The sequence below is a fragment of the Janthinobacterium sp. 1L-D-8-B-C4 genome, from assembly GCF_057291295.1.
The window spans coordinates 128,609-155,421 of sequence record NZ_JBXAVX010000018.1; the positions used below are offsets into that span (position 1 = coordinate 128,609).

Genomic DNA, 26,813 nt, shown 5'->3' on the forward strand with positions numbered 1-26,813 from the left:
CCGGGAACACCGGCGGCGGCAGCAGCGCCCATCTTAACGGATAGGCGTGCTCAATGCCTGATAGCCAGGGATCGTTTTTGTAAATGTTTCCAGGCCATTCGCGCCCAGGCCCAGGCCGTTCGACAGGCCCGTCAGTTCCAGCTGGAAAAAGATCGGCGTCGACGATTTCTGGGCCGACGTCACGAAACGCTGCGCGCCCATGCGGAACACCCAGCAGTCGCCCTTGTATTCCAGGCCGATCAGGCCTTCGAGCAGGCGGCGGTCGAGCAGCGAGTAGCTGACCCGGCCCACGCCATACAGGCGCTCGCTCAGCGGCCACTGCCCCGACACTTCGGCATTGCGGAAACTGCCGCGCTGGAAACGGCTGCCCACGTTCAGCACTTTTTTCGGACCCGGCTGGTATTGTACCGAATAGGTCGAACTGACCAGCTGGCTGTCGCTCGGGTTGTACTGTACCAGGCTGTCGACGGTCCAGGTTTCCGACACGCGGCCGGTGGCGGCCAGCAGGATGTCCGAACGCGCCTGGTTGACCGGCGTGGTCGACGTCAGCTGCACGCGCTGGTCGGCAAAATAGAAACGCTGGCCGAAGGTCAGGCGCAGGCGCTCGGCGCCATCGGCTTGCAGGAAGCGCGAGACGACGGCCGCCGTCACCTGGTTGGCGTCGCCGATGCGGTCGCTGCCGACAAAACGGTTTTCCGTGAAGAGCTGCGTCAGGTTGAACGTCGCGTCGGCGGTATCGAAATTGGGGAACTGCGACTGGTCGCGGTAAGGCGTATAAACATAGAACAGGCGCGGCTCGAAGGTTTGCGTGCCGCCCTTGGCGTCCTTGCCGCCAAACAGATTGCTGTCGCGCTCGAACACCAGGCCGCTGTCGACCGAAATGGTGGGAATCGCGCGCGAAAACGAGGTATTCGGGAATGACGCCTTGGTGGTGGCATTGTTGTCGAGCTGGTAGGCGCTGGCGTTGAGCATCAGTTTGGGCGTGATGAAGTAACCGGGGCGCACGATCGGGAAACTGATCTGCGGCACCACCACCATGCGTGTACCCTGCACCAGCGTCGGGTGCGCGAAACGCGTCACTTCGCTGTCGAGCGTCCAGTCGAAACCGCCCCACACATCATATTTGCCGGCATGGAAATTAATCGACGGCAAACGGTCATACGGACGCGTGACGGTCAGGCTGGGATCGGTCGCGGCGGCCGGGTCTTGCAGCACCTGGTAATTCTGCACGCGCGCCGTCAGACTCCAGTCCTCGGTACGGTAGTCGGTGCGCAACTCGCGCAGCAGCTGGCGCTCGGTGGCGCCGGCGACGTTTTTCGAAAAGTCGCTCGGATAATTATTGTCCGACGCTTCGCGCACGTCCCAGCCATAGGTCCAGCCCACAGCCAGCGCCTGTTCGTGGCGCGACTTGATCATGTAGCGGTCGGTCTTGGTCTGCTTGTCGTTCGGCAAGTACTCGATCGCGGTCTCGCCGCTGTACAGGCCGGCGTCCGTCTCGCCCAGGTAGCGTCCGACGGCACCCAGCTGGATGCCGCGCCGCTGTATGTATTTCGGGTACAGGGTCAGGTCGCGGTTCGGCGCGATATTGAGGTAGTACGGTACCAGCAGTTCAAAGCCGTTTTTCGAGTTGAAGCCCGGCGTTGGCGCCAGCCAGCCCGAGCGGCGCGCGCCCGACAGCGAAAACGAGATGCCGGGCGTGCCAAGAATCGGCACGTCCTTGAAGTAGATGATGGTCTTGCTGCCGGTGCCCACGTCGCGCCCCGAGTCCAGGTTCAGGGTGCTCGACTTCAGGTACCAGTCCGGGTTCGGCCCTTCGCAGGTACTGTAGGTGCCGTCGATGACGGTCGCCTCGTCCTGGTTGATGAAGTCGACGCGCTCGGCCTTGCCGCGCCCGCCGCCCACTTCGAACTGGTAGGTGGGGTTGAGCAGGAAACCCTTGCCGGTCTCCATGTTCAGCTTCATCACATCGCCCGTGTAATAGTCGCCGAAACGCCACATCCTGATACGGCCTTCCGCATCGAACTCATCTTCAACTTGTTTGTAACAAGCTGTATCGGCCGCCATTTTGGTGGTCAATCCCCGCTCGATCACCACATTGTTGTTCAGATTGAGCTCACGTTCCGGCCGGCCGCTCATGCTGTCGGCCGTCATGACGGTAGGCGCATCGGCGTCTTCCACATGCACCGGACGAGGCGCTTTCTCCACATGCGGGCGCGGCGGTTTCTGGGCGTGGGCAGGCACCGCGGTGGCGGTGACGAGCGCGCTGATGGCAAAAGCCCAGCGCTGTGAAGAGGGGGAGGCCGAAAACCAGCTCATGAATTCGAAGGGGTAAGCACCATTGACAGGCGATTTTTTGATTTGAATCCCTTATTATATGGGAATCTGCACCATCAACCCGATTCCACAGGCCGCTTAATGTCATTCTCTTCCAATTCCCCCAACACGCCGGCGCCGGCCGACGCGCGCCTGACCCTGTTGAAAGCCTGGTTGACCACGCTGAACCTCGTCGCGCCCGATTCCGCCCGCCCCGCTTCCAGCGACGCGAGCTTCCGCCGCTACTACCGGCTCGACGTCCTGCCGGGTGCCGCCAACGTGCCGGGCACCACCCTGATCGCCATGGATGCGCCGCCCGAGCGCGAAAACGTGCCCGCTTTTGTCAAGGTAGCCGGCCTGCTGAAAAGCGCCGGCGTGTCGGTGCCCGAGATCGTCGCGCAAGACCTCGACAATGGCTTTTTGCTGCTGTCCGACCTGGGCACCACCACTTACCTGGACGCGCTGAACCACGACAACGCGGCCGTGCTGTACGCCGAAGCGCTGGAGTCGCTGATGAAAATACAGCAGGCGAGCGAACCGGGCGTGCTGCCCGAATTCGACCGCGCCTTCATTCTGCGCGAAATGAATCTGTTCCCGGAATGGTTTATCGGCAAGCACTTGGGCGCGACCCTCACCGACGTGCAGGAAACCCAGCTGAACAAGGTGTTCGAGGCGATCACCGCGAATATCTTGTCCCAGCAACAAGTGTTCATGCACCGCGACTACCATTCGCGCAACCTGATGCATGTCAACGATGGTTCCCTGCCCAATCCCGGCATCCTCGACTTCCAGGACGCCGTGTTCGGCCCCATCACCTACGATATCGCCTCGCTGCTGCGCGACGCCTATATCCAGTGGGATGAAGAACTGGTGCTCGACTGGGTGATCCGCTACTGGCAGCGCGCCAAGCAGCTGGGCCTGCCCGTCAATCCCGATATCGATGCGTTTTACCGCGATTTCGAATTCACCGCCCTGCAGCGCCACCTGAAGATCCTCGGCCTGTTCGCGCGCCTGAACTACCGCGACGGCAAGTCGCTGTACATGGGCGACCTGCCAACCGTGCTCGACTACGTGCGCAAGACCGCCAACCGCTATACGGAATTGAAACCGCTGGTGCGCCTGCTCGACGCGCTGGAAAATAAAGCGCCGCAGGTTGGCTACACATTCTGATCAGAAAAGATTTCCATGAAAGCCATGATTTTTGCCGCAGGCCGCGGTGAACGGATGCGTCCGCTCACCGATACCTGCCCCAAACCGCTGCTGAAAGTGCGCGGCCGCCCGCTGATCGTCTGGCATGTGCTGAACCTGGTGCGCGCCGGCATCAGCGAGATCGTCATCAATCATTCCCACCTGGGCCATTTGATCGAGGAAACCCTGGGCGATGGCAGCCAGTACGGCGCGCGTATCGCGTATTCGCCGGAAACGACGCCCCTGGAAACGGCCGGCGGCATCGCCCAGGCGCGCCATCTGCTGGGCGAGGAACCGTTCCTGGCCATTTCCGGCGATATCTATTGTCCGTATTTCGATTTCAGCCAGGTACTTGACGTGCTGGCCGACAAGGACGCGCTGGGCACGCCCTACCCGGCCGACAAACGCGATATCGCCTGGACCTACCTGGTGCCGAACCCCGACTTCCACCCGAACGGCGACTTCGGCCTGACCCTGTATGCGATCAACAATACGGGCGAGCCGAAATGGACGTTTGCCAATATTGGCGTGTACCGGCCTGAAATGTTCGACGGCATCACCGCTGGCGACCATGCGGGGCTGGGCGACCTGCTGCGCAAGTATGCCGAGCTGGGCCGCGTCGGCGGCGAAGTGTATCCGGGCGAGTGGACCAATGTCGGCACGCCGGCCCAGCTGGACGTGCTCAATGGCGTCAAGCCGGGAGCGCCCGCCGCATGATGGCCAATCATGCGGCGCGCCGCGCGGCCGTCATGGCGCAGATGGCGCCGGGCAGCGTGGCCATTATCGCCACCGCACCGGAAGTGGCCCGCAACAGCGATTGCGATTACCCGTACCGCCATGACAGCGCGTTTTACTACCTGAGCGGTTTTGCGGAGCCCGACAGCGCGCTGGCGCTGGTGGCCGCCAGCAGCACCGCGCCGGCGCGCGCGATTCTGTTTTGCCGCGCCAAAAATACCGAGCGCGAAATCTGGGATGGTTTTCGCCATGGCCCGGAAGCGGCGCGCACCGCCTTCGGCTTAGACGCCGCGTTTCCGATAGAAGAACTCGACGTCGAAATGGCGCGCCTGCTGACCGACGCGCCGGCGATTTACTACGCCATGGGCGGCAGCCTCGACGTACAAGTCAAGCTGTGGCGCCACACGGTGCGTCAAAAGGCGCGCAGCGGCGTCACGCCACCGGCCAGCGCGCATGACATCAGCGCCATGCTCGACGCCATGCGCCTGCTGAAGGATCCCGAAGAACAAGCCGTGATGCGGCGCGCGGCGGCGATTGCCAGCGCAGCCCACGTGCGCGCCATGCGCGCTACGCAAGCTGGCCTGCATGAATACGCGATCGAAGCCGAACTGCTGTACGAGTTTCGCCGCAGCGGCGCGCAGTTCCCGGCGTATTCCTCCATCGTGGCCGGCGGCGCCAATGCCTGCATCCTGCACTACAGCGCCAACGACGCGGTATTGAACTCTGGCGAACTGCTGCTGGTCGATGCCGGCTGCGAGCTCGATGGCTATGCCTCCGACATTACCCGTACCTGGCCCGTCAACGGGCGCTTTTCCGCACCCCAGCGCGACCTGTATGAGCTGGTGCTGGCGGCGCAGCAGGCCGCGCTCGACATGGTGCGCCCTGGCCTGCAGCAAAGCCTGATGCACGAGGCGGCCCTTCAGGTGCTGGCGCAGGGCATGCTGGACCTGAAGCTGCTGGACCGGCAACAGTGCGGCGGGGTGCAGGACGTGATCGCCGACAAGGCCTACATGCCGTTCTACATGCATGGCACCAGCCACTGGCTGGGCATGGACGTGCACGACGTGGGCGCCTACCGCGATACCCAGGCCGAGGGCAAGCCATGGCGGCTGCTCGAAGCGGGCATGGTGCTGACGGTCGAACCGGGCATCTATGTGCGCCCGGCGCCGGGCGTGCCTGAGCGCTTCTGGAACACCGGCATCCGCATCGAGGACGATGTGCTGGTCACGCCGCAAGGCCATGAAATCTTCAGCACGGCGCCGAAAAGCGTGGCTGAAATCGAACAACTGATGTCACAGGATTGAAGCCACCGCATGCCTACACCGCCCTCCCTTGATCTGGCCATCTGCGGCGCCGGCCCGGTCGGCATGGCGCTGGCCGCCCTGCTGGTGCGGCGCGGCGCCACAGCATCCGGCATCGCCCTGATCGACGCCAAGTCGATCGAGCAGGCCAGGCGCGATCCGCGCACCATCGCGCTGTCATACGGCAGCCGCCAGATCCTCGAAGAAGCGGGCGCCTGGCCGGTGGCCGCCACGCCGATCCATGAAATCCATGTGTCGCGCCGCGGGCGTTTCGGGCGCAGCCTGATGGACCGCGCCGAACATGGCGTCGACGCACTTGGCTACGTGGCCCGTTATGGCGATGTGGTGGCGCTGCTGTCGGACGTCTGCGCGCGGCGCGGCATCACCAGCTTGCGCCCGGCGCTGGTCACCGGCAGCAGCGAAGATGCCGATGGCGTGACCGTCAGCCTGGAGCGCGATGGCGTGGTGTCCGATCTGCGTGCGCAGTTGCTGGTGCAGGCCGAAGGCGGCCTGTTCGGCCAGCAGATGGAGCGCGCCGTCAGCCGCGATTATGGCCAGAGCGCCATCATTTCCTGGGTCAGGGTGGATGCGCCGATCGCGCACCGCGCCTATGAACGCTTTACCGACGACGGCCCGCTGGCGCTGCTGCCGCAGGACGACGGCTATGCGCTGGTGTGGTGCGTGCCGCCGACGCGCGCCGAGCAATTGCTGGCGCTGGAAGACAGCGCTTTTCTGGCGTACCTGGGCGACGCCTTTGGCGCCCGGCTGGGGCATTTTACGCATGCCACGGCGCGCCTGGCCTATCCGCTGGGCCTCAATGCGCAAGCGCCGGGCACGGCGCGCACGGTGGCCATCGGCAATGCCGCGCAAACCCTGCATCCGGTGGCCGGCCAGGGCCTGAACCTGGGCCTGCGCGACGCCGCCGTGCTGGCCCGCTTGCTGGCGCAGGACGCCAGCCCGGCCGGGCTGGCGCGCTACGCCGGCTTGCGCCAGTTTGATCGCGGCGCCACCGTGCGCGTGACCGACACCATGGCGCGCATCTTTACGGGGTCAAACCCGGCGCAAAGCGTGCTGGGACTGTCGCTGGGATTGCTCGATATCGTCAGCCCGGCGCGCAAGGGATTGGCGAACCTGATGATGTACGGCCGCCGCTGAGGGCGGCACGGGCGAAAAAGTAACATACGGCAACTCTGGCATGGAGTAAACCGGCGGTCGATGCGACAATGGGGGTCAACCGGATCCTCGTACCATGACAGATGCCTTGCCCGCAGTTCGCCCTGCCGCTCTTCCCGAAGTGCTGTATTCCCGCCTGCTGGAAGATGCGTTCGACGCCGTCATCATCATCGACGAGCAATGCCGCATCTGCTATATCAATGGCGCCATGCAGGCACTGTCGGGCTATGCCAGCGGAGAATTGCTGGGCCAGGCCCTGAACGGCCTGCTGCCCGACGCGGTGGCGGCGCAGCATGACAATCTGGTGATGGCCTATATCCGCAGCTCGCGCACCTCCAGCGTGCTCGGTAAAATCCGCGAGTTCGCCATCCGCCACCGCGATGCACGGATGATCCCGATCGAAATGAAAGCCATGGACCTGGGCATGGTCGACGGCATGCGCTACTTCGGCGCTTTTCTGCTCGATGTGCGCGAACGGCGCGAGCTGGCGCAAAAAAATGCCAGCCTGCTGGCGCAACTGGAACAGCAGGCGCTGTGCGATGCGCTGACATCCCTGCCGAACCGGCGCGCCTATGAAGCACAGGCCGGTCAGGCGATGGCGCGCGTGGCACGTAGCGGCAGCGGCGCGCTGGCGGTCGGCGTGGCCGACCTCGATCATTTCAAGAGAATCAACGACCGCCATGGCCATGCCGTGGGCGACGCCGTGCTGCGCACGGTGGCCCAGGTACTGCGCGAGGCGGGCCGCGTGACCGATGTCTGCGCGCGCCTGGGCGGCGAGGAATTCGGCCTGCTGTTCCCCGATGCCACTTTGGCGCAGGCGCGCAAGGTGGCCGAACGCATTCGCGCAGCGGTGGCCGCCGCCGCCACGCCTCTGCCCGACGGCACGGTGCTGCATGTGACGATGAGCATCGGCGTGGCCAGCCTGGCTTTGGGGGCGACGCTCGACGCGGCCATGTCGGACGCCGACCGCGCCTTGTACCAGGCCAAGCACCAGGGCCGCAACCAGGTGGTCGCGGCCGCGTAGACTACCTTTATTCGACCGCCTTGAGCATGTCCTCGATGACCTTTTTTGCGTCGCCAAACACCATCATCGTGTTGGCCTGGTAGAACAGCTCATTGTCCAGGCCCGCATAGCCGGAGGCCATCGAGCGCTTGTTGACGATAATGCTCTTGGCCTTGTACGCTTCCAGGATCGGCATGCCGGCGATCGGCGACTTCGGATCTTTCGCCGCCGGGTTCACCACGTCGTTCGCGCCCAGCACCAGCACCACGTCGGTCTGGCCGAATTCGCCGTTGATGTCTTCCATCTCGAACACCTGGTCGTATGGCACTTCAGCTTCGGCCAGCAGCACGTTCATGTGGCCCGGCATGCGCCCGGCCACCGGGTGGATCGCATACTTGACGGTGACGCCCTTGTGGGTCAGCTTTTCCACCAGCTCTTTGAGCGAATGCTGGGCGCGTGCCACGGCCAGGCCATAGCCGGGCACGATGATCACGGTTTCCGCATTGCCCATGATAAAGGCGGCGTCGTCGGCCGACCCCGCTTTCACGGGCCGCTGTTCCTGCGCGCCGGCCACTCCCGCCGCCGGCGCATCGCCGCCGAAGCCACCCAGGATCACGTTGAAGAACGAGCGGTTCATGGCCTTGCACATGATGTACGACAGAATCGCGCCCGAGGAACCCACCAGGGAGCCGGCGATGATCAGCATCGAGTTATTCAGCGAAAAGCCGATGCCGGCCGCGGCCCAGCCCGAATAGCTGTTGAGCATCGAGACCACCACCGGCATGTCGGCGCCGCCGATCGGGATGATGATCAGCACGCCCAGCGCAAAGGCGATGACGGCCATGATGACGAACGGCGTCCAGGCCGGCTCGACGCCATCGGCAAAGCAGAACGCCAGGCCAAGGCCCACCATGACCAGCGCCAGCACCAGGTTAAGCAGGTGCTGGCCCTTGAAGCTGACCGGCGCGCCCTGGAACAGGCGAAACTTGTATTTGCCCGACAGCTTGCCAAACGCAATGACCGAACCGGAAAACGTGATGGCGCCGACAAAGGTGCCGATAAACAGCTCGAAGCGGTTACCGATCGGCAGCGCCTGGCCCTGTTCGGCGATATTGAAGGCCCACGGCTCCGACACGGCCGCCACCGCAATGCACACGGCCGCGAGACCAATCAGCGAATGCATGGCCGCCACCAGTTCCGGCATCTTCGTCATTTCGACGGTTTTCGCTAGGTAGGCGCCAATCGCGCCGCCGGTCACGATGCCGATGATGACCAGCGTCAGGCCCATGCCGCCGGTCTGCTGTTCCTTCAGTTTCAATATCAGGGCAATGGTGGTGACGGCGGCAATCGCCATGCCGGAAATGCCGAAGGCATTGCCGCGGCGCGCCGTGGCCGGCGAGGACAGCCCTTTCAGGGCCTGGATAAAGCATACCGAGGCGATCAGGTACATCATCGTCACCTGGTTCATGGTGATGAAATTCATTCCTTGCCTCCTTGCTTGGCTTTCGGTTCTTTTTTACGGAACATTTCCAGCATGCGCTGCGTGACCATGAAGCCGCCGAACACATTGACCGCCGCCAGCGCCACGGCCAGGGTGCCGGCCGCCTGCGCCAGCGGGCCTTGCGTGAGGCCGGCGGCCAGCATGGCGCCGACGATAATGATGGCGGAAATGGCGTTGGTGACGGCCATCAGCGGCGTATGCAGCGCCGGCGTGACGGTCCAGACCACGTGGTAGCCCACGTAAATGGCCAGCACGAAGATGATAAGGTTGGTGATGGTGTGACTGATATCCATGATGCCGTTCTCCCGGTGTCGGTTGTTTTATTTATTTACGCAGCACTTCGCCGCCCGCACACACCAGGCTGGCCTTGATGATCTCGTCCTCGCGGTCGATCAGCAGCGCGTCGTCCTTGTCGAAGATCAGCTTCAGGAAATCGAGCACGTTGCGCGCATACAGCGCCGACGCATCGGCGGCCACCAGGGTCGCCAGGTTCGGTTCGCCGACGATGTATACGCCGTGTTTCACCACCGTCTTGCCCAGTTCCGACAGCGGGCAGTTGCCGCCCTGTTCGACGGCCAGGTCGACGATCACGGAACCGGGTTTCATGGCTTTCACGGTTTCTTCCGAGATCAGGACCGGCGCGGCCCGGCCGGGGATCAAGGCGGTGGTGATGATGATGTCGGCCAGTTTTGCCCGTTCGTGCACCAGTTCGGCCTGGCGCCGCATCCAGTCAGCCGGCATGGCGCGCGCATAGCCGCCCGAACCCTTGGCGATTTCCTTTTCTTCGTCGGTGAGGAAAGGCACGTCGAGAAATTTGGCGCCCAGCGACTCCACCTGCTCCTTGACGGGCGGGCGCACGTCGGACGCTTCGATCACGGCGCCCAGGCGCTTGGCGGTGGCAATTGCCTGCAGGCCGGCCACGCCGACGCCCATGATCAGCACGCGCGCCGCCTTGACGGTGCCGGCCGCCGTCATCAGCATCGGCATGAAGCGCTGGTAGGTATTGGCCGCCACCAGCACCGCCTTGTAGCCGGCGATATTGGCTTGCGAAGACAGCACGTCCATCGACTGCGCGCGCGTGATGCGCGGCACGGCCTCGAGCGCAAACGCGGACAGGCCAGCGGCCGCCATGGCGGCGATATTGCCGGCGTCAAACGGGTTGAGCATGCCGATCAGCACCGTGTCCGCAGCCATCAGGGCGCGTTCGGCATCATCGGGGGCGCGCACCTTGAGGACGATGGCGCAGCCATAGGCTTCGTGGGCGCTGCCGATCTGCGCACCGGCGGCGGCGTAGGCCTCGTCGGGGATCGACGCCTGCAGGCCGGCGCCGGCCTGCACCACGATCTGGTGCCTGGCCGCCAGCTTCTTGACGGTCTCGGGCGTGGCCGCGACCCGGGTTTCGCCGGGCCGCGTTTCGGCCGGTATGCCTATCCTCATGATGCCTCCAGAAATTATTAAACTGACTAGAATCTAACACGTAAACTGCGGCCGTAAACATTTGTGAAGCAGCAACTACTAGGCGTGCGGCACTAATTCCCCGATCACCGCCGCCTGCCGCGTCTGCATGGCCGCTGCGGAAATTTGTGACAATTTCACCACATCAAAGCGTGCGTGCGCGCTTGTTTTGACCACGCAGAGCGCCTATATTGACGGGCGCACCGGGTGCCTGGCCGTCAACCTCGCCCATGCTAGTGCGCGCCACCGGCACGATGTAAGTGCCTCCCCCTGTTATTTGCAAAAACGTTGTCTTTTATCAATATGTCGGCGCAAAGCAAGCCGGGTTCAAACCGCGCGCGCAGAACAAGATAAAATGTCGGCTCTTTCAAGGATGGATCATGCCGAGAATCTGGAAACCCTCTGTCACCGTTGCCGCCATCGTCGAGCGCGACGGCCTGTTTTTACTGATTGAAGAAGAGACCAGCGAGGGCATCAAGATCAATCAACCGGCCGGCCACCTCGACCCGTTCGAGTCGCTGGAGCAGGCGGTGATACGCGAAACGCTGGAAGAAGCGGCTTACGATTTCATCCCCACCGGCCTGGTCGGCATGTACATGTCGCGCTACCAGTCGGTGCGCACGGGCGAAGACGTCACGTATTTGCGCTTTACCTTTTGCGGCACCGCCGGCGCCGAGCATGACCGCCCGCTCGACGAAGGCATCATCCGCACCATGTGGCTGACGCGCGATGAACTGGCGGCCTGCCAGGACCGCCATCGCAGCCCGCTGGTGCTGCAATGCGTCGACGAATATCTGGAAGGCCGGCGCGCGCCGCTGGCACTGCTGCACACGCATGCGTCTGTATTCAACAGCGCATAGCGATTATTCAAGGATATTGGAAAGCAAGATGAGCAAGAAGAAAGTCGTGATCGGCATGTCCGGCGGGGTCGATTCCTCGGTCGCCGCGTGGATGCTGAAGGAACAGGGCTATGAAGTGATCGGCCTGTTCATGAAAAACTGGGAAGACGACGACGATTCGGAATACTGCTCGACGCGCCAGGACTGGATCGACGCGGCCAGCGTGGCCGACGTGATTGGCGTCGATATCGAGGCCGTCAATTTTGCCGCCGAATACAAGGACCGCGTCTTCGCCGATTTCCTGCGCGAATATCAGGCCGGCCGCACGCCGAACCCGGACGTGCTGTGCAACGCCGAAATCAAGTTCAAGGCCTTCCTCGACCACGCGATGACCCTGGGCGCCGACCTGATCGCCACCGGCCACTATGCGCGCGTGCGCCAGGCGCCAACGGATGCATCGCGCTACGAGCTGATGAAAGCGGTCGACGCCAGCAAGGACCAGAGTTATTTCCTGCACCGCCTGAACCAGGCGCAGTTGTCGAAGACCCTGTTTCCCCTCGGTGAAATCCCGAAGACGGAAGTGCGCAAGATCGCCGAAAAACTGGCGCTGCCGAACGCGCAGAAGAAGGATTCGACCGGCATCTGCTTTATCGGCGAGCGCCCGTTCCGCGAATTCTTGAACCGCTACCTGTCGTACAAGCCGGGCCCGATGAAGACCGCCGACGGCAAGACCGTGGGCGAACACGTGGGCCTGAGTTTCTATACCCTGGGCCAGCGCAAGGGCATCGGCATCGGCGGCGTGAAGTCGTACCAGAACGCCGACGGCAGCAGCGACGCCTGGTATGTGGCGCGCAAGGATATCGTCAACAACACCCTGTACGTGGTGCAGGGCCATGACCATCCGTGGCTGCTGTCGCCGGCCCTGTCGGCCGACCAGGCCAGCTGGATCGCGGGCGTGGCGCCGCAGGCGGGCGCCCTGTCGGCAAAAACGCGCTACCGCCAGGCCGACGTGGCCTGCCAGCTGCTGCCAAGCGGGAATGAGCTGTTCGGCCTGGCCTTCGACCAGGCGCAGTGGGCGGTCACGCCCGGCCAGTCGGCCGTGTTGTACGACGGCGACGTATGCCTGGGCGGCGGGATTATTGCCAGCGCCACGGGGCTGCCTTGATCAACGTTTGAAAGGATACACCGATGCGCAAATTGACGTCCCGCCTCACCGCCGCATGGAACACGCTGCCGGTGTTCCTGCAGGCCAGCTTGCTGCTGGGCGCCACCGCGTATTTCCTGCTGCAGGTCGGTAAATCGTTTGGCCAGGCGCTGTATTACCTGAGTAATTAAGCGCCTGACGCTTGCGCGGCAGCAGCCAATGCCTGCTGCTTGCGCACCATCGCAATCACGGTATTTCTCACGGTTTTCAGGACCGTGTCGGCCATGAACGGTTTGACGATAAAGCCGGACACGCCCATCGCGTGCGCCTGCTGCAGCGAAGCGGCGTCGATGCCGCCCGAGACCATGAAGATCAGCGTTTTCGGAAACTGTTCGCGAATGGCCCGCACCACGTCGCTGCCGTCTTCGACCTGCTCGCGCGCGATGCACACGAAGTGCGGGCGATGCTTGACCAGCAGCGCCAGGCCCAGCGCGCTGGTATGGCCCTGGCCACACACGTCGTAGCCGCCATCGGTCAGGACCGTATTGAGCAGGCCGCGCGCCACGGCGCTGCTATCGATCAGGACTGCCTTTAACATCATGATTACTTCCCTTGCTTGATTGTTGCCTGGCCCGCGATTACTTTTCCCACGCCAGCATATTCCATGTGACACCCAGCTTGACGTCGGTTTTCAGTTCGACGAGCTTTCTTGAAAGATACAGTATTTCGCGCTCTTTCCGCAGGCTTTCACCGAGCGCCCCGGGCAAAATGCCGGCGCCGGCCATCACGGCGTCGATATTGCCGTAGGCGCGCAACAGTTTGGCGCCGGTTTTCAGGCCGATTTTTGCCACGCCGGGGATCGAATCGGTGACGTCGCCCATCAGCGCCAGCAGGTCGGGCAGCAGTTCGGGCGGCACGCCGAATTTCTTCTCGACCCAGGCGTGGTCGTGCCAGGCGCACTTGAAGTGGTCCCACACCAGCGCGCCGTGCGCGATCAGGCCGTGCAGATCCTTGTCGGTGGTGGCGATCACCGCCGCGCCGCGGCCTTCCTGCAGCCAGCGCATGACGGCCGTGCCGATCACGTCGTCCGCTTCCACTTCGGGAATGCTGACCACGCGCACGCCGAAGCCGGCCAGGGTGGCGTAAAAGCCGGGCAAGGCGTCGCGCAGCACCTGCGGCATCGGCTGGCGCCCTTCGCGGTAGCCCGCATACAGGGCGTGGCGCCAGGTCGGGCCGCCATAGTCGAAGGCGGCCAGGATATGCGTCGGCTCGTGGTCGTTGATCAGGGTGCGGAACGACGACAGCGCATGGCGCAGCGCGATCTCCGCCTTCAGGTCGGAATCGGGTTCAGGACTGGCTTCGTAGACGCGGCGTACGATATTCAAGCCGTCGATAGCGAGGAGTCGGGCCATGCGGTAGGTTGATGCTGGTTGAATCGATCATTTTACCGTAGCGTGGCCCGGGAATACCGATTACTTGGCGTAGTCGTACGGTCCGCCGCGCTCCAACGCCCGTTGATACGCCGGCCGCGCATGGATGCGCTGCAAGAACGCCGTCAGTTTCGGCAGGCGCGCGTCGAGGCCCGCGCGCGAGGCCGCCGCTTCCAGCGGAAAGCTCATCTGGATGTCGGCGGCGGAAAATTCATTGCCGGCAAACCATTTGTTCTTGTCCAGCTCCGCTTCCATATACGCCAGCTGGTTGTCGATATTCGGCTGCACAAAGGTGGACTTCACTTTTTGCGCAATGCCGCGCGCGATCGGCTTCGCGAAAAACGGCATCGGGCCCGATTCTACCTTGTCGAACACCAGCTTCATCAGCAGTGGCGACATGGCCGAGCCTTCGGCGAAGTGCAGCCAGTAGGTATAGCGCAGCTTTTCAGGCGAACCGGCGGCCGGCACCAGGCGGCCATTGCCGTAGCGTTCGACCAGGTATTCGATGATGGCGCCCGATTCGGCCACCGTATTGGCGCCGTCGGTGATCACGGGCGACTTGCCCAGCGGGTGCACGGCCTTCAGGGCGGCCGGCGCCAGCATGGTTTTCGGGTCGCGCTGGTAGCGCTTGACCTCGTATTCGAGGCCCAGCTCTTCGAGCAGCCACAGCACGCGCTGCGAGCGCGAATTATTGAGATGGTGGACAACGATCATGGTATTCCCGTCAGCAATAGAGTAAGGGCCAGTATAGCCGCCGGTGGCCATCGCCGCCGCGCACGGCTGCACGGCACGATTTTATTGCGCACGAACAATATTTCAATTGACAACATCTTGTATATCCATCATCTTGCTTATTCTTTAATTGCAAGGATCATCCACGTGGATATCGACAACCAACAGCCACGCATCAAGCGTGAAGCGATTACCTTCAGCGCCACCGGCAGCGAATACTTTCGCATCTGGATCGTCAACCTGCTGCTGAGCATCGTCACCCTGGGCATTTATTCGGCCTGGGCCAAGGTGCGCCGCAACCGCTATTTCTATTCCAGCACTCACCTTGCCGGCAGCAGCTTCGAATACCATGGCAACGCGATTGCCATTTTGAAGGGCCGCATCGCCGCCGTGGTGCTGATCGCCGGCTACAACCTCGCCTTTCAGGTATCGCCTGTCATCGGTCTGATCATGTTCGTGCTGATGGCCGCCATCCTGCCCTGGCTGGTCTGGAAAAGCCTGCAGTTCAAGCTGTACAACACCAGCTACCGCGGCATCCGCTTCGGCTTTGGCGGCAGCGCCAAGCAGGCGTATCTGTACTTCCTGCTGCTGCCGATCCTGAACGCGTTCACCCTGGGCCTGCTGACGCCGTTCCTGCACCAGCGCATGAAGCGCTTCCAACACACGGAAAGCCGCTTTGGCAACAGTCATTTCGGCTTTGACGCCAGCGTCGGCAGCTTCTACAAGACCTATCTGCTGTTCGTCGCGATCTTCATTGCCGGCCTGGTGGTGCTGATCGTGCTCGGTGTCGGCAGCGTGATCGCCTCGTTTGCCACCAACGCCAGCGACCCGTCCAAGATCGGCGGCCTGCTGCTGGCCATTGGCGCCATCTATCTGTGGATGTTCCTGGTGCTGCCGCTGTTCCTGACCATGATCCAGAACCTGATCTGGAACCATACGCGATTGCAGCAGCACCAGTTCGCCTCGCAACTGACCTGGGGCCGCACCACCTTCATCATGCTGACCAACCTGCTGGGCATCGTGGTGACCCTGGGCCTGTTTACGCCATTCGCCCAGGTGCGCTGGCTGAAATACCGCCTGGAAGCGACCGCGCTGCTGGCGCACGGCAGCCTCGATGAATTCGTTGCCGCCACCGGCCAGCAAGTATCGGCCACCGGCGAAGGCGTGGTCGACCTGCTGGACTTCGACCTGTCGATGTAATGGCCGAATCTGTCTCCGCGCGCTACTTCGACGGCCAGACTTCGCGCCTGTACCACGTCACGCTCGCCGTGCACGAGGGCCAGGCGGTGCTGGCCGGCGACATAGAGCGGCGCTGCCCTTTGGCGCAGTTGCATGTATCCGAGCGCACCAGTCACGCCGTGCGCAAGGTCAGCTTTCCCGATGGCGCCTACCTGGAAATTACCGACCAGGCGGCCTTCAACGAGCTGCTTTACACCAGCGGCCACCGCGACAGCCTGGTGGTGCGGCTGCAGCAAAGCTGGCGCGCCACGCTGCTGGCCCTGCTGGCCACCGTGCTGGCGCTGTTCCTGTGCTACCAGTACGTTCTGCCGCTGGCCGCCAAGGGCCTGGCCTACGCGCTGCCACCGGCGGTCGAGCGCCAGCTGGGCCAGGGCGTGCTCGACATGCTCGACAGCCATGTATTCGACCCCAGCAAGCTCGGGCAAGCGCGCCAGGACGCCCTGCGCGCGCAGTTCGACCGCCTGGCCACGCCGGACGGCAGCCGGCTGGAACACCACATCGTTTTCCGCAAAAGCAAGATCGGCCCGAACGCCTTCGCCCTGCCCTCGGGCGACATCGTGCTGACCGACGAGATGGTGGAACTGATGCCCGACGACCTGGCCATCATGGGCGTGCTGGCGCATGAACTGGGCCACCTGCAGCGGCGCCACCTGACGCGGCGCATTATCCAGACCTCGGCCGTCGGCGCCGGCGCGGCGCTGCTGTTCGGCGACGTCTCGACGGTGGTGGCGACCCTGCCGCCGCTGCTGCTGGACCTGAAGTATTCGCGCGACGTCGAGCGCGAGGCCGACGATTATGCGATCGCCATGCTGCGCCATAACGGCATCGCGCTGGAGCACCTGGCGCAGGTGTTCGTGGCGCTCGGCAAGCTTGACCATGGCACGTCGTATCTGTCGAGCCATCCTGCCAGCGCCGAGCGCGTGGCACGTATCCGCGCCGCGCAATAAGCGTGGCCCCCGCCGTGGCGGCAGCCACCGCCACGGCCTTTTCAATTCACCGGTACACTCTGCGGCTAGAACGATCTTACCGGAGTGTCCATGCCCCTTGTTTCCATCCGCTACCTGACCCTGATTGCGTCGGCAGCCATCCTTGTTCTGTCCCTGTTCTTCTACGATCATTACTGGCTGCCGCTGCTGGCCGGCGCGCTGACCTTGCTGGGCATCAGCGACCTGCTGCAAACGAAGCACGCGCTGCGCCGCAACTACCCCATTCTTGCGCATTTCCGCTATACCTTTGAAAGCGTGCGACCCGAGATCCGCCAGTATTTTCTCGAAAGCGACAGCGAGGCCACGCCGTTCTCGCGCAACCAGCGCAGCATCGTCTACCAGCGGGCAAAGCAGGAAACCGACAAGCGCCCGTTCGGCACCCAGCTTGACGTCTATCAAGCAGGCTATGAATGGATCAACCATTCGATCGCGCCGGCCGTCGTCACCGGCCATGACTTCCGCATCGAGATCGGCAACCATCCCGATTGCCCGCGCGCGCGGCCGTATTCGGCCAGCGTGTTCAATATCTCGGCGATGAGCTTTGGCGCGCTGTCGGCCAACGCCATCCTGGCGCTGAACGGCGGCGCGCGCCGCGGCGGCTTCATGCACGATACGGGCGAAGGCAGCATCAGCCCCCACCACCGCGCCAATGGCGGCGACCTGGTGTGGGAAATCGGCTCCGGCTACTTCGGCTGCCGCAATCCCGACGGCACGTTTTCGGAAGAACGCTTTATCGCCAACGCCAGCTCGGAACAGGTAAAAATGATCGAGCTGAAGATGTCGCAGGGCGCCAAGCCCGGTCACGGCGGCGTGCTGCCCGGGCCGAAAGTGACGATTGAAATTGCCGTCACGCGCGGCGTGGCGGTGGGCGAGGACTGCATCTCGCCGGCTGCCCACAGCGCCTTTTCCACGCCGATCGAGATGCTGCACTTTATCGAGCGCCTGCGCAATCTGTCCGGCGGCAAGCCGACCGGCTTCAAGCTGGCCATCGGCCACCCGTGGGAATTTTTCGGCATCGTCAAAGCCATGCTGGCGACCGGCATCACGCCCGACTTCATCGTCGTCGACGGCAGCGAAGGCGGCACCGGTGCGGCGCCGCTGGAATTTACCGACCATGTCGGTACGCCCTTGCAGGAAGCGCTGGTGCTGGTGCATAACACGCTGGTTGGCGCCAACCTGCGCGAGAAAATCAAGATCGGCTGCTCGGGCAAGATCATTACGGCGTTTGACATCGCGCGCCTGCTGGCGCTGGGCGCCGACTGGTGCAATTCGGCGCGCGGCTTCATGTTCGCGCTGGGCTGCATCCAGTCGCAAAGCTGCCATACCGACCGCTGCCCGACCGGCGTCGCCACCCAGGACCCGCAGCGCCAGCGCGCGCTGGTGGTGCCCGACAAGATCGAACGGGTGGCCCACTTCCACCAGAACACCCTGAAGGCGCTGGCCGAGCTGATCGCCGCCGCCGGCCTGGCCCATCCGCAGGAACTGCGCCCGCATCATCTGGTGCGGCGCATTTCTCCCAACCAGGTGCGCCTGGCCTCGGCCCTGCTGCCCTTCCTGGAGCCGGGCCAGTTGCTCGACCCGGACCAGTTGCCGAAGCTGCCGCCCGTCTTCGGGCTGTACTGGCCGAAGGCGCAGGCGGAATCGTTCAAGTCGCTGGACTAATACCAATTAGAAACCACTTGCCCTTTTCTTTGGATCCAATACAATACCAGGCAGACGACGTACCATCATAACGACCGGAGAGTGGCAATGGAGCAGGGCTTGCGCGAGAAAATAGGACAGCTGTTCATGGTGGGCTTCGACGCCCTGGAAGCGAATGACCATATCAAGACCCTGATCCGGCAGCAGAAGGTCGGCGGCGTGATCCTGTTTCGCCGCAATGTGCACACGCCACAGCAGGTGTCAAAGCTGTGCCGCGAACTGCAGCAGATCAATGCGGAGGTCTCGGATATTCCCCTGTTGATCTCGATCGACCAGGAAGGCGGCATGGTAATGCGCATCGAGCAGGGCGTGACACCGATTCCCGCCGCGATGGCCTTCCAGGCGGCCGGCTCGGTGATTGATTGCGAACGCCTGAACCAGGTCAGCGGCGACGAGATGCGCCAGGTCGGCATCAACATGCTGCTCGCGCCCGTGCTCGACGTGAACAACAACCGCAGCAACCCGGTGATCGGCGTGCGCGCGTATGGCGAAGACGCCGCCACCGTCATCGACTACGGCATGGCGGCCATGCGCGGCCAGCAATCGACCGGCATGGCGGTGACCGCCAAGCATTTCCCCGGCCATGGCGACACGGCCACCGACACGCATTACGCGATGGCGCTGGTGCCCCACGACAAGGCTCGACTGCACGCGGTGGAGCTGGCGCCGTTTCGCGCCGCGATCGCAGCGGGCGTTGACGCCATCATGACGGCGCACGTGGTGTTTCCCGCCTTCGAGGCCGATACCAATGTGCCAGCCACCTTGTCAAAAGGCGTGCTGACCGATTTGCTGCGCGGCGAGATGGGGTATGACGGCGTGGTAATTTCCGACTGCCTGGAAATGGCGGCGATTGCCGATGGCATCGGCATTACGCAGGGCGCGATTGCCACCTTGCAGGCCGGCGCCGACATCGTGCTGATCTCGCACCGCGAAGCGCAGCAGCAGGCGGCCATCGAGGCGGTGCTGGCGGCGGTGGAAAGCGGCGCGATTCCCATCGCGCGCATCGATGAAGCGCACGCGCGCGTGCAGCAGCTCAAGCGGGTGCACGCCGTGCGCGACTGGCAAGAGCGCGCCGTCACGCCACCGGCGCTGATGCAGCCCGAAGCGATGGCATTGGCACGGCAAGTGCAGCAGGCGGCGCTGCGCGTGCAAGGCGCATATCGCCCGCTAGCCGCCAGCCTGCCGGTGACCCTGATCACGGTCGAAGTGCGCTCGCGCAGCGAGATCGACGAAGTGGCGCTGGGCCGCAACCAGGAAGCGCGCAGCTCGATGCTGCCGGCCCTGCTGGACGCCGGCCTGGAAGTGCGCGAGTTTGCCTTGTCCGCCGAGGCGCTGCCCGGTGAAGTCGACGCCGCCATCGCCTTTGCGCAGGGCGCGCAGCAGATCGTGCTGCAAACCTATAACGCCCTGTTCGTCGACGGCCAGCGCCGCCTCGTTGGCGCCCTGCCGCACGACAAGCTATGGCTGGTGGCCGGGCGCCTGCCGTACGACCTGGACCTGGCGCCGCAAGCGCAAGGCCGCCTGGCGGCGTTTGGCTGCCGCCCGGCGGCGCTGGCGCCGGTGGTGGACAAACTGGCCAGCAAGGCCTGATTACGCCACAGCAGGATCGAAGGCCACGCCCGTCATCTGCTCGCTGAGCGCCCATAGCTGGCGCGCCAGTTGCGGATCGACGGCGCTGCGACGCACGCCCGCTCCAATACCGTCGTCGGCCATCAGGGCGGCGATATCGCAATCCTCGCAATACACGCCGCCATGTCCGTCGAGCTGGGCACTGGTGGCGCACCAGACGGCTGTTGCCGCGCCCTCTTCCACGCTCTTGAAGTTAGACTCCGGCGGCGGATTGACGCGGTTGTGCTCATCGAGCGCACCGACCCGGCGCAAGTCTTCCAGGTCCATATGGCGCGCCAGTGGCGTCAGGATGGAACCGGGATGCAGCGAGAACGCCCGCACGCCGTGCGCGGCGCCGAGACGATCGAGTTCCACCGCGAACAGCGCGTTGGCGTTTTTCGACTGCGCATACGCCTGCCATTTGTCGTAGGGGCGCTGCAAGAAATTCGGATCGAGCAAATCGATGGGCGCAATCACATGGCCGCGCGACGATACCGACACCACGCGCGCGCCATTCGCCCGCCGCAGCGCCGGCCACAAGCGCGCCGTCAATTGAAAATGGCCCAGGTGATTGGTGGCGAACTGCGCCTCGTAGCCGCGCGCGTCGCGCCGCAGGGGCGAGGCCATCACGCCGGCGCTGTTGACCAGCATGTGCAGCGGCGCACCGGTGGCCAGAAAAGCGCTGGCGAAGGCGTCGATCGATTGGGGATCGAGCAGGTCCAGTGCCGCGATGTCGACGCCGGCAATGCCCTGCAGCGCCAGCCGCGCCTGTGCCAGGTCGCGGCTTGGCACGGTGACGCGGGCGCCGGCGCCGGCCAGCACGCGCACCGTTTCCAGGCCCAGGCCGGAATAGCCGCCCGTGACAATCGCGTTCAGGCCGGACAAATCGCGTCCGGCCAGCGCTTCGGCGGCCGTGGTGCGCGCGCCGAAACCGGAGCGCAAGGGAGTTTGAAGGGTGATGGTGTATGTCATGGCTGTCTGGTCGTGATGGGTGAAAACCGATTGTGCGCGCTGCGGCCTGGACCAGGAATGCAGTAAAATCCGCGATTCTGTCGCCATCGTCCAAAACTGGGGTTATCATGGATTTGCTGTCCGAGGTACTGTCGCTGTTCGACACGCGCAGCTCGCACTTTGCCGGGCTGCGCGCCGGCGGCGAGTGGGCGATCACCTTCCCTCCGCCCGACGGCATCAAGTTCAACGCCGTGCGCGAGGGCAGTTGCTGGCTCAGTGTCGAAGGCGTCGATGACGCGCTGCAGTTGCACACCGGCGACTGCTTCCTGCTGGCGCCGGGACGTGCTTTTACCCTGGCCAGCACGCCGGGCTGGCCGCCGGCCGACGCGCTGCAGGTGTACCGCCATGCCGAGCGCGGCGTGGCCAGTCATGGCGCCGGCGAGAAGGATTTTTTCCTGATCGGCGGGCGCTTTGCGTTTGGCGAGGAAGCGTCCATCCTGCTCGACTGCCTGCCGCCGCTGATCCATGTACGCGCCAATACCGACCAGGCCGGCGTGCTGCACTGGACCTTGCAGCGCCTGGCGCAGGAACTGCAGGCCACCGCGCCCGGCGCCGCGCTGATGACGCGCCACCTGGGCCACATGATGCTGCTGCAGGTCTTGCGCCAGTACCTGGCGGCGCAGACCACGCAGCCGGCAGGCTGGCTGTTTGCGCTGGCCGACCCCAGGCTGCGCGCCGCCATCGAAGCGATGCATGCGCAGCCGGCGCGGCGCTGGACCCTGGCGCAACTGGCCGCCGTCGCCACGCAGTCACGCTCGGCATTCGCCCTGCATTTCAAGACACGGGTGGGTGTCGCGCCGCTGGAATATTTGCTGCGCTGGCGCATGCGCCTGGCCACGCGCCGCCTGAAGGACAGCGCTGCCAGCATCACGTCGATTGCGCAGGCGCTGGGCTACGAGTCGGACAGCGCCTTCAGCCACGCCTTCAAGCGCCTGATGGCGTGCTCGCCGCGCCAGTACCGGCAGCAACACGCAGGCGCGCAGGCGTAAAAAAACCCGCAACTGCGGGTTTTTGTCATTCAGCCAGCCGGTGGCACCGTCGGCAAGGTCGCCACCGCCAGCAAGGCAAACGGCCCCAGGAACAGGCCGATGCCGAACCACAGGCCGCCGTGGCGTCCACGCCGGCTGGCCAGGAACCAGGTGGCAAGCGCAAACAGGAACATGAACATCAACAGTATCGCCATTTGTCGTTCCCCTTACACTGCGTCGATAAAGCAATAGTAGCGCCAGCGCCACCATCGATCAAGGTTTAACGCCGCACCTGCATCATGATGACGCGCTGTTTGCCGTCGCCGCTGCCGCCAGGCGTGTCCGCTGGCGGCGCCGGTGTATCGCAGGAGCCGCAGGAACCGCAGCCGCTGCCGCAGCCAGGCGCAACCTTGAACACCTGCGCCATCTTTTCTTCATTCAGGCCGCAGCGCACCAGGCCACGCACGATGGCGCGGCGCGCGCCCGCCGGCAGGTATTTGGTCGAAAAGTGCAGCAGCGCGGCTGCGACGATCAGGGCGACGATAACGGTTTGCCACATGAGACTCTCCTCAGGCGCCCAGCAGCAGGGCGACGCGATAAGTGATGAACGAGGCGCCGTAGGCCAGCGCAAACATGTAGCCGGCCATCAGCAGCGGATAGCGCCAGCCACCCGTTTCGCGCTTGACCACACTCAGGGTCGACAGGCACTGTGGCGCGAATACATACCAGGCCAGCAGCGACAAGGCGGTGGCCATCGACCACGAATGGGCGATCAAAGGCTCCAGGGTCGAAGCGAGCGCGTCGCCGCTTTGCGACAGCGCGTAGACGGTGCCGAGGGCGCCGACGGCCACTTCACGCGCGGCCATGCCTGGCACCAGCGCGATGCAGATCTGCCAGTTGAAGCCGATCGGCGCGAAGATCACTTCCAGGCCGCGGCCCAGGATGCCGGCCAGGCTGTAGTAGATCGGCGGATGGATGGCGTTGTCCGGCGGGCCGGGAAAAGTACTGAGGAACCACAGGATAATCATCAGGGTCAGGATGATGGTGCCGACGCGCGTGAGAAAAATCTTCGCGCGTTCCCACAGGCTGACGCCCAGGTTGCGCAAATGCGGCCAGTGATAGCTGGGCAGTTCCAGCAGCAAGGCCTGCTTGGTCTTGCTGCCCATGCTGCGCTTCATGACCCAGGCCACGGCCATGGCCGAAATGATGCCGGCAAAGTACAGCGTAAACAATACCAGTCCCTGCAGGCTGAGCACGCCCCATACCTGCTGCTCGGGAATGAAGGCGGCGATGATCAGCGCATACACCGGCAGGCGCGCCGAGCATGTCATCAACGGCGCGATCATGATGGTGACCAGGCGGTCGCGCGGATTCTGGATGGTGCGCGCCGCCATCACGCCGGGAATCGCGCAGGCAAAGCTCGACAGGAGCGGAATGAAGGCGCGGCCCGACAGGCCCACGCCGCCCATCATGCGGTCGAGCAAAAAGGCCGCGCGCGGCAGGTAGCCGCAGTCTTCCAGGCTGAGGATGAAGAAGAACAGGATCAGAATCTGCGGCAGGAACACCAGCACGCTGCCGACGCCGCCGATCACGCCTTCGACCAGCAGGCTTTTCAGATGGCCATCGGGCATGCTGGCCGTCAAGAAGGCGCCCAGATGCTCGACGCCGCCAGTAATCATTTCCATCGGCGTGGCGGCCCAGGTAAAGACGGCCTGGAAGATCAAAAACATCAGCACGGCCAGGATGATCGGGCCGAACACCGGGTGCAGCACCACGTTGTCGATTTTTTCGGTCAGGTTGCCGCTGTCGGCGGCGTCATTGCTGACGGCGGCCAGGATGCGGCGCACTTCGCGCTGGGTCTCTTCGACCGACACGCTGTCGATACTTGATAACGGCTGCGGATCGGCCGGCGGCAGCGGCAGCATGGCGTCGATGGCAGCCAGCAGCGCTTTTTCGCCGTCGTGCTGCACCGCGATGGTCTCGACCACCGGCATGCCCAGCTCCTGCGACAGCCTGGCCACGTCGATCAGCATGCCGCGCTTCTTGGCCACGTCGGTCATGTTCAGCGACAGCAGCATCGGCAGGCCCAGGCGCTTGACTTCGAGCACCAGGCGCAGATTGAGGCGCAAATTGGTGGCGTCGACCACGCAGATGATGGCGTCCGGCCGCGGATCGCCCGGGCGCAGGCCGCCGACGACGTCGCGTGTGATGGCTTCATCGGGGGTGGTCGGCGACAGGCTGTAGGCACCCGGCAGGTCGAGCACGCGCACAGGTTGACCGGCCGGCGACGTGAAATGACCTTCCTTGCGCTCGATGGTCACGCCGGCGTAGTTCGCCACTTTCTGGCGCGAGCCCGTCAATCGGTTGAACAGGGCGGTCTTGCCGCAGTTCGGATTGCCCAGGAGGGCGATTTGTGGCTGGTGCGTCGGCTTGTGCAAGCCCGCACCGGTGATGTTTTCTACGGCACCCATGGTAGTTCCGGTCAGGTCAGCGGTTGAATCGTGATCAGCGCCGCTTCAAAGCGGCGCAGTGCGAACGTGGCATTGCCCACGCGGATGGCGAGCGGATCGCCACCGGGCAGGCCGCGCTTGAGCATGCGGATCTTTTCGCCGGGCACGAATCCCAGTTCCATCAATCGGCGCGCAAGGTCGACGCCGTCTTCCATCTGGTCCGCCGGCAAGGGCGTGATATGCAACACCGTGCCGCTCTGGCCGACTGCCAGCGCGTCAAGCGTCATCAGGGGTGGAACTAGAGTCATGAGCAAATTCCGTTCAAGTAGTAGGGCATCTCACGCATATGTTGTGAAATGCCGACAACCGGGCCTGAAAAAAAAGGGCAGGCGCCGACCGTCCGAGACAATACCAGCATTATAAGCACGAATGCGAATTGTTTTTATTTAGCCCCACGATGGCCACTGATCAAAGGCAGTGCCATGCCCTGCAAGCGGCCAGGGGCGCGAGTGGCGTGCCCCGCCGCGATCAAGTCCGCACATCAAATCGCTTGCAAAGTTAACGTCTTTGCGAGACAATTGAAACGTAATGATAATGATTCTCATTAAAACGATGGCAACAATATCGGATGAGACTACTTTCTTCCCTTGTGTTTTCCTGTGAATTTAGCCAGAAGGTGCATCAATGATTGTATGTGTCTGCAACAACATATCTGATCGTGAAATCCGTCAAGCCGTCGACCTCGGCCTGTCCTCCATGGCCGAGCTGCGCCGTGACCTGGGCGTGGCCACCTGTTGCGGCAAATGCCATAGCTGCGCGCGCGAAGTACTGAGCACCCATCTCGATGCAACCGCTGCCTTGCGTGAAACCGTGATCTCGCGCACCGAGGTCCCGGCCTTTACCAATTAAAACCAGAAAGCGATGAACGCCATGACGATGATGCCCCCGCCCATTACGGTGCAGGCTGTGGAACAATTTGCCGTCTTCGAGAAGAAGCGCAGCAAATTCGTGCCACTGGCGCTCATCCTCGTGCTGCACGTCGCCGCTTTCTACGCCATCCAGAGCGGCCTGCTGAGCCGCGTGGTGAGCGCAGCGATGCCGGCCATCATGACCGTCAGCATCATCGCGCCACCGGCACCGCCCAAGCCACCGGCACCATCCGTACCGAAGACGGTGGAACTGAGCGCGCCCATGCCGCGTGCCGTGATTCCACCGCTGCCGCTGATCGCCGTGGCGCCAAGCGAGCCGACCATCACGCCGCCGCAACCGAGCCGCGCCGAAGCGGCGCCGGTAGCGACCAGCGCGCCGGCCGCGCCTTCGACGCCAGCACCATCGCCACCGGCGCCGTCGGCGCCGCGCACCGTCAGCAGCGTCGAATACATCAAGGCGCCGCAACTGGTCTACCCGAATATGTCACGTCGCCTGGGCGAGAGCGGCACCGTGGTGCTGCGCATCCTGATCAATGAAAAAGGCCTGCCCGAGCAAATCCTGGTGCACAAGTCGACCGGCTACAGCAACCTCGATGAAGCGGGCCGCCAGGCCGCCATGCGCGCCCTGTTCAAGCCCATGATCGAAAACGGCAAACCGGTACCGGTGTATGTGCTGGTACCGCTGACCTTCCAGCTGAGCTAGCCTCCTGCGGCCCGCGCGCCGCCGCCAGCCACGCAAGCATCGCACCGTGTGCCCTGCTTGCTTTTTCACGCCCTTTTTTAATCAAGCGATTTGCTTGTTGAGTCTGCCAGCCTACATCCCCGGGCCCGGCAGACTTTTTTTTGGGCCAGAACACCGGAACACCAGTAAAGCGTATTGAAACTCCAGTCTCCGGCACAGGCTCACCGGGCCAAGCGAGCCTGAAAAATGCCGAGGGCAAGGCGCAGCGACGAAGACAGTACGCATGTACGGCGAGGAGCTGCAACGCCGCCATCGGCATTTTCTCAGGCGCGCGTCTCTGAACTGCCCCCCGAAAGTTGGACACAAACTTTCGGGGTTTTTTATGGCAAAGTACAGTATGCAATTCAAACTGGACGTTATCCAGC

The 26,813-nt window shown here is 63.7% G+C and carries 27 protein-coding genes; 15 read left to right on the forward strand and 12 right to left on the reverse strand.

Going from position 1 to position 26,813, the window contains the following annotated elements:
- Positions 1–33: 33 nt before the first annotated feature.
- Positions 34–2,316, reverse strand: coding sequence for an LPS-assembly protein LptD (locus tag AC0Z42_RS25720; RefSeq protein ID WP_485470912.1), 2,283 nt, complete (start codon positions 2,314–2,316; stop codon positions 34–36).
- A gap of 99 nt (positions 2,317–2,415) precedes the next feature.
- On the opposite strand from AC0Z42_RS25720, the gene AC0Z42_RS25725 reads away from it, so the two are divergent.
- From AC0Z42_RS25725 to AC0Z42_RS25745, 5 genes are all read left to right on the forward strand, one after another.
- The gene (locus AC0Z42_RS25725) at positions 2,416–3,483 is read left to right on the forward strand and encodes an aminoglycoside phosphotransferase family protein (protein WP_485470913.1); all 1,068 of its coding nucleotides are present in this window, start codon (positions 2,416–2,418) and stop codon (positions 3,481–3,483) included.
- Positions 3,484–3,498: 15 nt separating this feature from the next.
- Positions 3,499–4,218: an N-acetylmuramate alpha-1-phosphate uridylyltransferase MurU gene (murU, locus tag AC0Z42_RS25730; RefSeq protein ID WP_485470914.1), complete on the forward strand. Its 720-nt coding sequence runs from the start codon at positions 3,499–3,501 to the stop codon at positions 4,216–4,218.
- Positions 4,218–5,540, forward strand: a complete 1,323-nt coding sequence (locus AC0Z42_RS25735) for an aminopeptidase P N-terminal domain-containing protein (protein ID WP_485470942.1) — start codon at positions 4,218–4,220, stop codon at positions 5,538–5,540. Before murU ends, AC0Z42_RS25735 begins: the two co-directional genes overlap by 1 nt.
- 9 nt (positions 5,541–5,549) lie before the next feature.
- Complete coding sequence (locus tag AC0Z42_RS25740; protein ID WP_485470915.1) at positions 5,550–6,692, forward strand: FAD-dependent monooxygenase; 1,143 nt, start codon at positions 5,550–5,552, stop codon at positions 6,690–6,692.
- Positions 6,693–6,786: 94 nt separating this feature from the next.
- Positions 6,787–7,734 carry a GGDEF domain-containing protein gene (locus AC0Z42_RS25745; RefSeq protein ID WP_485470916.1) on the forward strand — a complete coding sequence of 316 codons (948 nt, stop codon included), beginning with the start codon at positions 6,787–6,789 and terminating at the stop codon, positions 7,732–7,734.
- 7 nt (positions 7,735–7,741) lie between these two features.
- Here AC0Z42_RS25745 and AC0Z42_RS25750 read toward each other — a convergent pair whose 3' ends face one another.
- The 3 genes from AC0Z42_RS25750 to AC0Z42_RS25760 are packed head-to-tail and all read right to left on the reverse strand — an operon-like array spanning position 7,742 to position 10,651.
- Positions 7,742–9,196 carry an NAD(P)(+) transhydrogenase (Re/Si-specific) subunit beta gene (locus AC0Z42_RS25750; RefSeq protein ID WP_485470917.1) on the reverse strand — a complete coding sequence of 485 codons (1,455 nt, stop codon included), beginning with the start codon at positions 9,194–9,196 and terminating at the stop codon, positions 7,742–7,744.
- Positions 9,193–9,507: an NAD(P) transhydrogenase subunit alpha part 2 gene (locus tag AC0Z42_RS25755; protein ID WP_485470918.1), complete on the reverse strand. Its 315-nt coding sequence runs from the start codon at positions 9,505–9,507 to the stop codon at positions 9,193–9,195. Before AC0Z42_RS25755 ends, AC0Z42_RS25750 begins: the two co-directional genes overlap by 4 nt.
- Before the next feature lie 31 nt (positions 9,508–9,538).
- Complete coding sequence (locus tag AC0Z42_RS25760; protein ID WP_485470919.1) at positions 9,539–10,651, reverse strand: Re/Si-specific NAD(P)(+) transhydrogenase subunit alpha; 1,113 nt, start codon at positions 10,649–10,651, stop codon at positions 9,539–9,541.
- A 398-nt stretch (positions 10,652–11,049) separates the two neighbouring features.
- Here AC0Z42_RS25760 and AC0Z42_RS25765 point away from each other — a divergent pair, with 398 nt between their 5' ends.
- Genes AC0Z42_RS25765 through AC0Z42_RS25775 form a run of 3 tightly spaced genes read left to right on the forward strand, consistent with a single transcriptional unit; the run spans position 11,050 to position 12,843 of the window.
- On the forward strand, positions 11,050–11,529 hold the full coding sequence (locus AC0Z42_RS25765; RefSeq protein ID WP_485470920.1) for an NUDIX hydrolase: 480 nt from the start codon (positions 11,050–11,052) through the stop codon (positions 11,527–11,529).
- Positions 11,530–11,557: 28 nt separating this feature from the next.
- The gene (gene mnmA / locus AC0Z42_RS25770; protein ID WP_485470921.1) at positions 11,558–12,673 is read left to right on the forward strand and encodes a tRNA 2-thiouridine(34) synthase MnmA; all 1,116 of its coding nucleotides are present in this window, start codon (positions 11,558–11,560) and stop codon (positions 12,671–12,673) included.
- Between the two features lie 23 nt (positions 12,674–12,696).
- Entirely contained in the window at positions 12,697–12,843 is a 147-nt protein-coding gene (locus tag AC0Z42_RS25775) for a hypothetical protein (protein WP_485470922.1), read from the forward strand.
- Here the strand turns inward: AC0Z42_RS25775 and AC0Z42_RS25780 are convergent.
- The 3 genes from AC0Z42_RS25780 to AC0Z42_RS25790 are packed head-to-tail and all read right to left on the reverse strand — an operon-like array spanning position 12,840 to position 14,796.
- A complete protein-coding gene (locus tag AC0Z42_RS25780; protein WP_485470943.1) occupies positions 12,840–13,250 on the reverse strand; it encodes a response regulator in 411 nt (136 codons plus the stop codon). The two genes, AC0Z42_RS25775 and AC0Z42_RS25780, sit on opposite strands and share 4 nt — an antisense overlap.
- Before the next feature lie 40 nt (positions 13,251–13,290).
- On the reverse strand, positions 13,291–14,064 hold the full coding sequence (locus AC0Z42_RS25785; RefSeq protein WP_485470923.1) for a 5'-3' exonuclease: 774 nt from the start codon (positions 14,062–14,064) through the stop codon (positions 13,291–13,293).
- A 60-nt stretch (positions 14,065–14,124) separates the two neighbouring features.
- Positions 14,125–14,796 (reverse strand): glutathione S-transferase, encoded by a 672-nt coding sequence (locus AC0Z42_RS25790; protein WP_485470924.1) that lies wholly within the window; start codon positions 14,794–14,796, stop codon positions 14,125–14,127.
- A gap of 165 nt (positions 14,797–14,961) precedes the next feature.
- Here AC0Z42_RS25790 and AC0Z42_RS25795 point away from each other — a divergent pair, with 165 nt between their 5' ends.
- The 4 genes from AC0Z42_RS25795 to nagZ all read left to right on the forward strand — a co-directional run bounded on the left by AC0Z42_RS25795 (position 14,962) and on the right by nagZ (position 20,330).
- The gene (locus AC0Z42_RS25795) at positions 14,962–16,014 is read left to right on the forward strand and encodes a YjgN family protein (protein WP_485470925.1); all 1,053 of its coding nucleotides are present in this window, start codon (positions 14,962–14,964) and stop codon (positions 16,012–16,014) included.
- Positions 16,014–17,000 carry a M48 family metallopeptidase gene (locus AC0Z42_RS25800; protein WP_485470926.1) on the forward strand — a complete coding sequence of 329 codons (987 nt, stop codon included), beginning with the start codon at positions 16,014–16,016 and terminating at the stop codon, positions 16,998–17,000. The genes AC0Z42_RS25795 and AC0Z42_RS25800 overlap by 1 nt, the downstream gene beginning before the upstream one ends.
- A 90-nt stretch (positions 17,001–17,090) precedes the next feature.
- Positions 17,091–18,701 (forward strand): FMN-binding glutamate synthase family protein, encoded by a 1,611-nt coding sequence (locus AC0Z42_RS25805; protein WP_485470927.1) that lies wholly within the window; start codon positions 17,091–17,093, stop codon positions 18,699–18,701.
- Positions 18,702–18,788: 87 nt separating this feature from the next.
- Positions 18,789–20,330, forward strand: a complete 1,542-nt coding sequence (gene nagZ / locus AC0Z42_RS25810) for a beta-N-acetylhexosaminidase (RefSeq protein WP_485470928.1) — start codon at positions 18,789–18,791, stop codon at positions 20,328–20,330.
- Here nagZ and AC0Z42_RS25815 read toward each other — a convergent pair whose 3' ends face one another.
- Entirely contained in the window at positions 20,331–21,320 is a 990-nt protein-coding gene (locus AC0Z42_RS25815; RefSeq protein ID WP_485470929.1) for an oxidoreductase, read from the reverse strand. It abuts the gene before it with no gap.
- Positions 21,321–21,427: 107 nt separating this feature from the next.
- Between AC0Z42_RS25815 and AC0Z42_RS25820 the strand changes: the two genes are divergently transcribed.
- Positions 21,428–22,348 carry an AraC family transcriptional regulator gene (locus tag AC0Z42_RS25820; protein ID WP_485470930.1) on the forward strand — a complete coding sequence of 307 codons (921 nt, stop codon included), beginning with the start codon at positions 21,428–21,430 and terminating at the stop codon, positions 22,346–22,348.
- A gap of 29 nt (positions 22,349–22,377) precedes the next feature.
- Here AC0Z42_RS25820 and AC0Z42_RS25825 read toward each other — a convergent pair whose 3' ends face one another.
- The 4 genes from AC0Z42_RS25825 to AC0Z42_RS25840 all read right to left on the reverse strand — a co-directional run bounded on the left by AC0Z42_RS25825 (position 22,378) and on the right by AC0Z42_RS25840 (position 25,085).
- On the reverse strand, positions 22,378–22,542 hold the full coding sequence (locus AC0Z42_RS25825; RefSeq protein ID WP_485470931.1) for a hypothetical protein: 165 nt from the start codon (positions 22,540–22,542) through the stop codon (positions 22,378–22,380).
- 65 nt (positions 22,543–22,607) lie between these two features.
- Positions 22,608–22,886 (reverse strand): DUF6587 family protein, encoded by a 279-nt coding sequence (locus AC0Z42_RS25830; RefSeq protein ID WP_485470932.1) that lies wholly within the window; start codon positions 22,884–22,886, stop codon positions 22,608–22,610.
- Positions 22,887–22,896: 10 nt separating this feature from the next.
- Positions 22,897–24,798: a ferrous iron transporter B gene (gene feoB, locus AC0Z42_RS25835; protein ID WP_485470933.1), complete on the reverse strand. Its 1,902-nt coding sequence runs from the start codon at positions 24,796–24,798 to the stop codon at positions 22,897–22,899.
- Between the two features lie 11 nt (positions 24,799–24,809).
- Entirely contained in the window at positions 24,810–25,085 is a 276-nt protein-coding gene (locus tag AC0Z42_RS25840) for a FeoA family protein (protein ID WP_485470934.1), read from the reverse strand.
- A gap of 376 nt (positions 25,086–25,461) precedes the next feature.
- Between AC0Z42_RS25840 and AC0Z42_RS25845 the strand changes: the two genes are divergently transcribed.
- Positions 25,462–25,686: a (2Fe-2S)-binding protein gene (locus tag AC0Z42_RS25845; RefSeq protein ID WP_485470935.1), complete on the forward strand. Its 225-nt coding sequence runs from the start codon at positions 25,462–25,464 to the stop codon at positions 25,684–25,686.
- Positions 25,687–25,707: 21 nt separating this feature from the next.
- On the forward strand, positions 25,708–26,409 hold the full coding sequence (locus AC0Z42_RS25850; RefSeq protein ID WP_485470936.1) for an energy transducer TonB: 702 nt from the start codon (positions 25,708–25,710) through the stop codon (positions 26,407–26,409).
- The last annotated feature ends 404 nt before the right edge of the window (positions 26,410–26,813 follow it).

Excerpts from the sequence above, each read along its gene's own strand:
- AC0Z42_RS25755 (WP_485470918.1), bottom strand. The coding sequence starts at position 9,507 with ATGGATATCAGTCACACCATCACCAACCTTATCATCTTCGTGCTGGCC.
- AC0Z42_RS25765 (WP_485470920.1), top strand. The coding sequence starts at position 11,050 with ATGCCGAGAATCTGGAAACCCTCTGTCACCGTTGCCGCCATCGTCGAG.
- AC0Z42_RS25815 (WP_485470929.1), bottom strand. The coding sequence starts at position 21,320 with ATGACATACACCATCACCCTTCAAACTCCCTTGCGCTCCGGTTTCGGC.
- AC0Z42_RS25720 (WP_485470912.1), bottom strand. The coding sequence starts at position 2,316 with ATGAGCTGGTTTTCGGCCTCCCCCTCTTCACAGCGCTGGGCTTTTGCC.
- feoB (WP_485470933.1), bottom strand. The coding sequence starts at position 24,798 with ATGGGTGCCGTAGAAAACATCACCGGTGCGGGCTTGCACAAGCCGACG.
- AC0Z42_RS25785 (WP_485470923.1), bottom strand. The coding sequence starts at position 14,064 with ATGGCCCGACTCCTCGCTATCGACGGCTTGAATATCGTACGCCGCGTC.
- AC0Z42_RS25825 (WP_485470931.1), bottom strand. The coding sequence starts at position 22,542 with ATGGCGATACTGTTGATGTTCATGTTCCTGTTTGCGCTTGCCACCTGG.
- AC0Z42_RS25840 (WP_485470934.1), bottom strand. The coding sequence starts at position 25,085 with ATGACTCTAGTTCCACCCCTGATGACGCTTGACGCGCTGGCAGTCGGC.
- AC0Z42_RS25805 (WP_485470927.1), top strand. The coding sequence starts at position 17,091 with ATGCCCCTTGTTTCCATCCGCTACCTGACCCTGATTGCGTCGGCAGCC.
- AC0Z42_RS25845 (WP_485470935.1), top strand. The coding sequence starts at position 25,462 with ATGATTGTATGTGTCTGCAACAACATATCTGATCGTGAAATCCGTCAA.
- AC0Z42_RS25790 (WP_485470924.1), bottom strand. The coding sequence starts at position 14,796 with ATGATCGTTGTCCACCATCTCAATAATTCGCGCTCGCAGCGCGTGCTG.
- AC0Z42_RS25820 (WP_485470930.1), top strand. The coding sequence starts at position 21,428 with ATGGATTTGCTGTCCGAGGTACTGTCGCTGTTCGACACGCGCAGCTCG.
- AC0Z42_RS25740 (WP_485470915.1), top strand. The coding sequence starts at position 5,550 with ATGCCTACACCGCCCTCCCTTGATCTGGCCATCTGCGGCGCCGGCCCG.
- AC0Z42_RS25725 (WP_485470913.1), top strand. The coding sequence starts at position 2,416 with ATGTCATTCTCTTCCAATTCCCCCAACACGCCGGCGCCGGCCGACGCG.
- AC0Z42_RS25750 (WP_485470917.1), bottom strand. The coding sequence starts at position 9,196 with ATGAATTTCATCACCATGAACCAGGTGACGATGATGTACCTGATCGCC.
- AC0Z42_RS25830 (WP_485470932.1), bottom strand. The coding sequence starts at position 22,886 with ATGTGGCAAACCGTTATCGTCGCCCTGATCGTCGCAGCCGCGCTGCTG.
- AC0Z42_RS25760 (WP_485470919.1), bottom strand. The coding sequence starts at position 10,651 with ATGAGGATAGGCATACCGGCCGAAACGCGGCCCGGCGAAACCCGGGTC.
- AC0Z42_RS25780 (WP_485470943.1), bottom strand. The coding sequence starts at position 13,250 with ATGTTAAAGGCAGTCCTGATCGATAGCAGCGCCGTGGCGCGCGGCCTG.
- AC0Z42_RS25775 (WP_485470922.1), top strand. The coding sequence starts at position 12,697 with ATGCGCAAATTGACGTCCCGCCTCACCGCCGCATGGAACACGCTGCCG.
- murU (WP_485470914.1), top strand. The coding sequence starts at position 3,499 with ATGAAAGCCATGATTTTTGCCGCAGGCCGCGGTGAACGGATGCGTCCG.
- AC0Z42_RS25745 (WP_485470916.1), top strand. The coding sequence starts at position 6,787 with ATGACAGATGCCTTGCCCGCAGTTCGCCCTGCCGCTCTTCCCGAAGTG.
- AC0Z42_RS25800 (WP_485470926.1), top strand. The coding sequence starts at position 16,014 with ATGGCCGAATCTGTCTCCGCGCGCTACTTCGACGGCCAGACTTCGCGC.
- AC0Z42_RS25850 (WP_485470936.1), top strand. The coding sequence starts at position 25,708 with ATGACGATGATGCCCCCGCCCATTACGGTGCAGGCTGTGGAACAATTT.
- AC0Z42_RS25735 (WP_485470942.1), top strand. The coding sequence starts at position 4,218 with ATGGCCAATCATGCGGCGCGCCGCGCGGCCGTCATGGCGCAGATGGCG.
- nagZ (WP_485470928.1), top strand. The coding sequence starts at position 18,789 with ATGGAGCAGGGCTTGCGCGAGAAAATAGGACAGCTGTTCATGGTGGGC.
- mnmA (WP_485470921.1), top strand. The coding sequence starts at position 11,558 with ATGAGCAAGAAGAAAGTCGTGATCGGCATGTCCGGCGGGGTCGATTCC.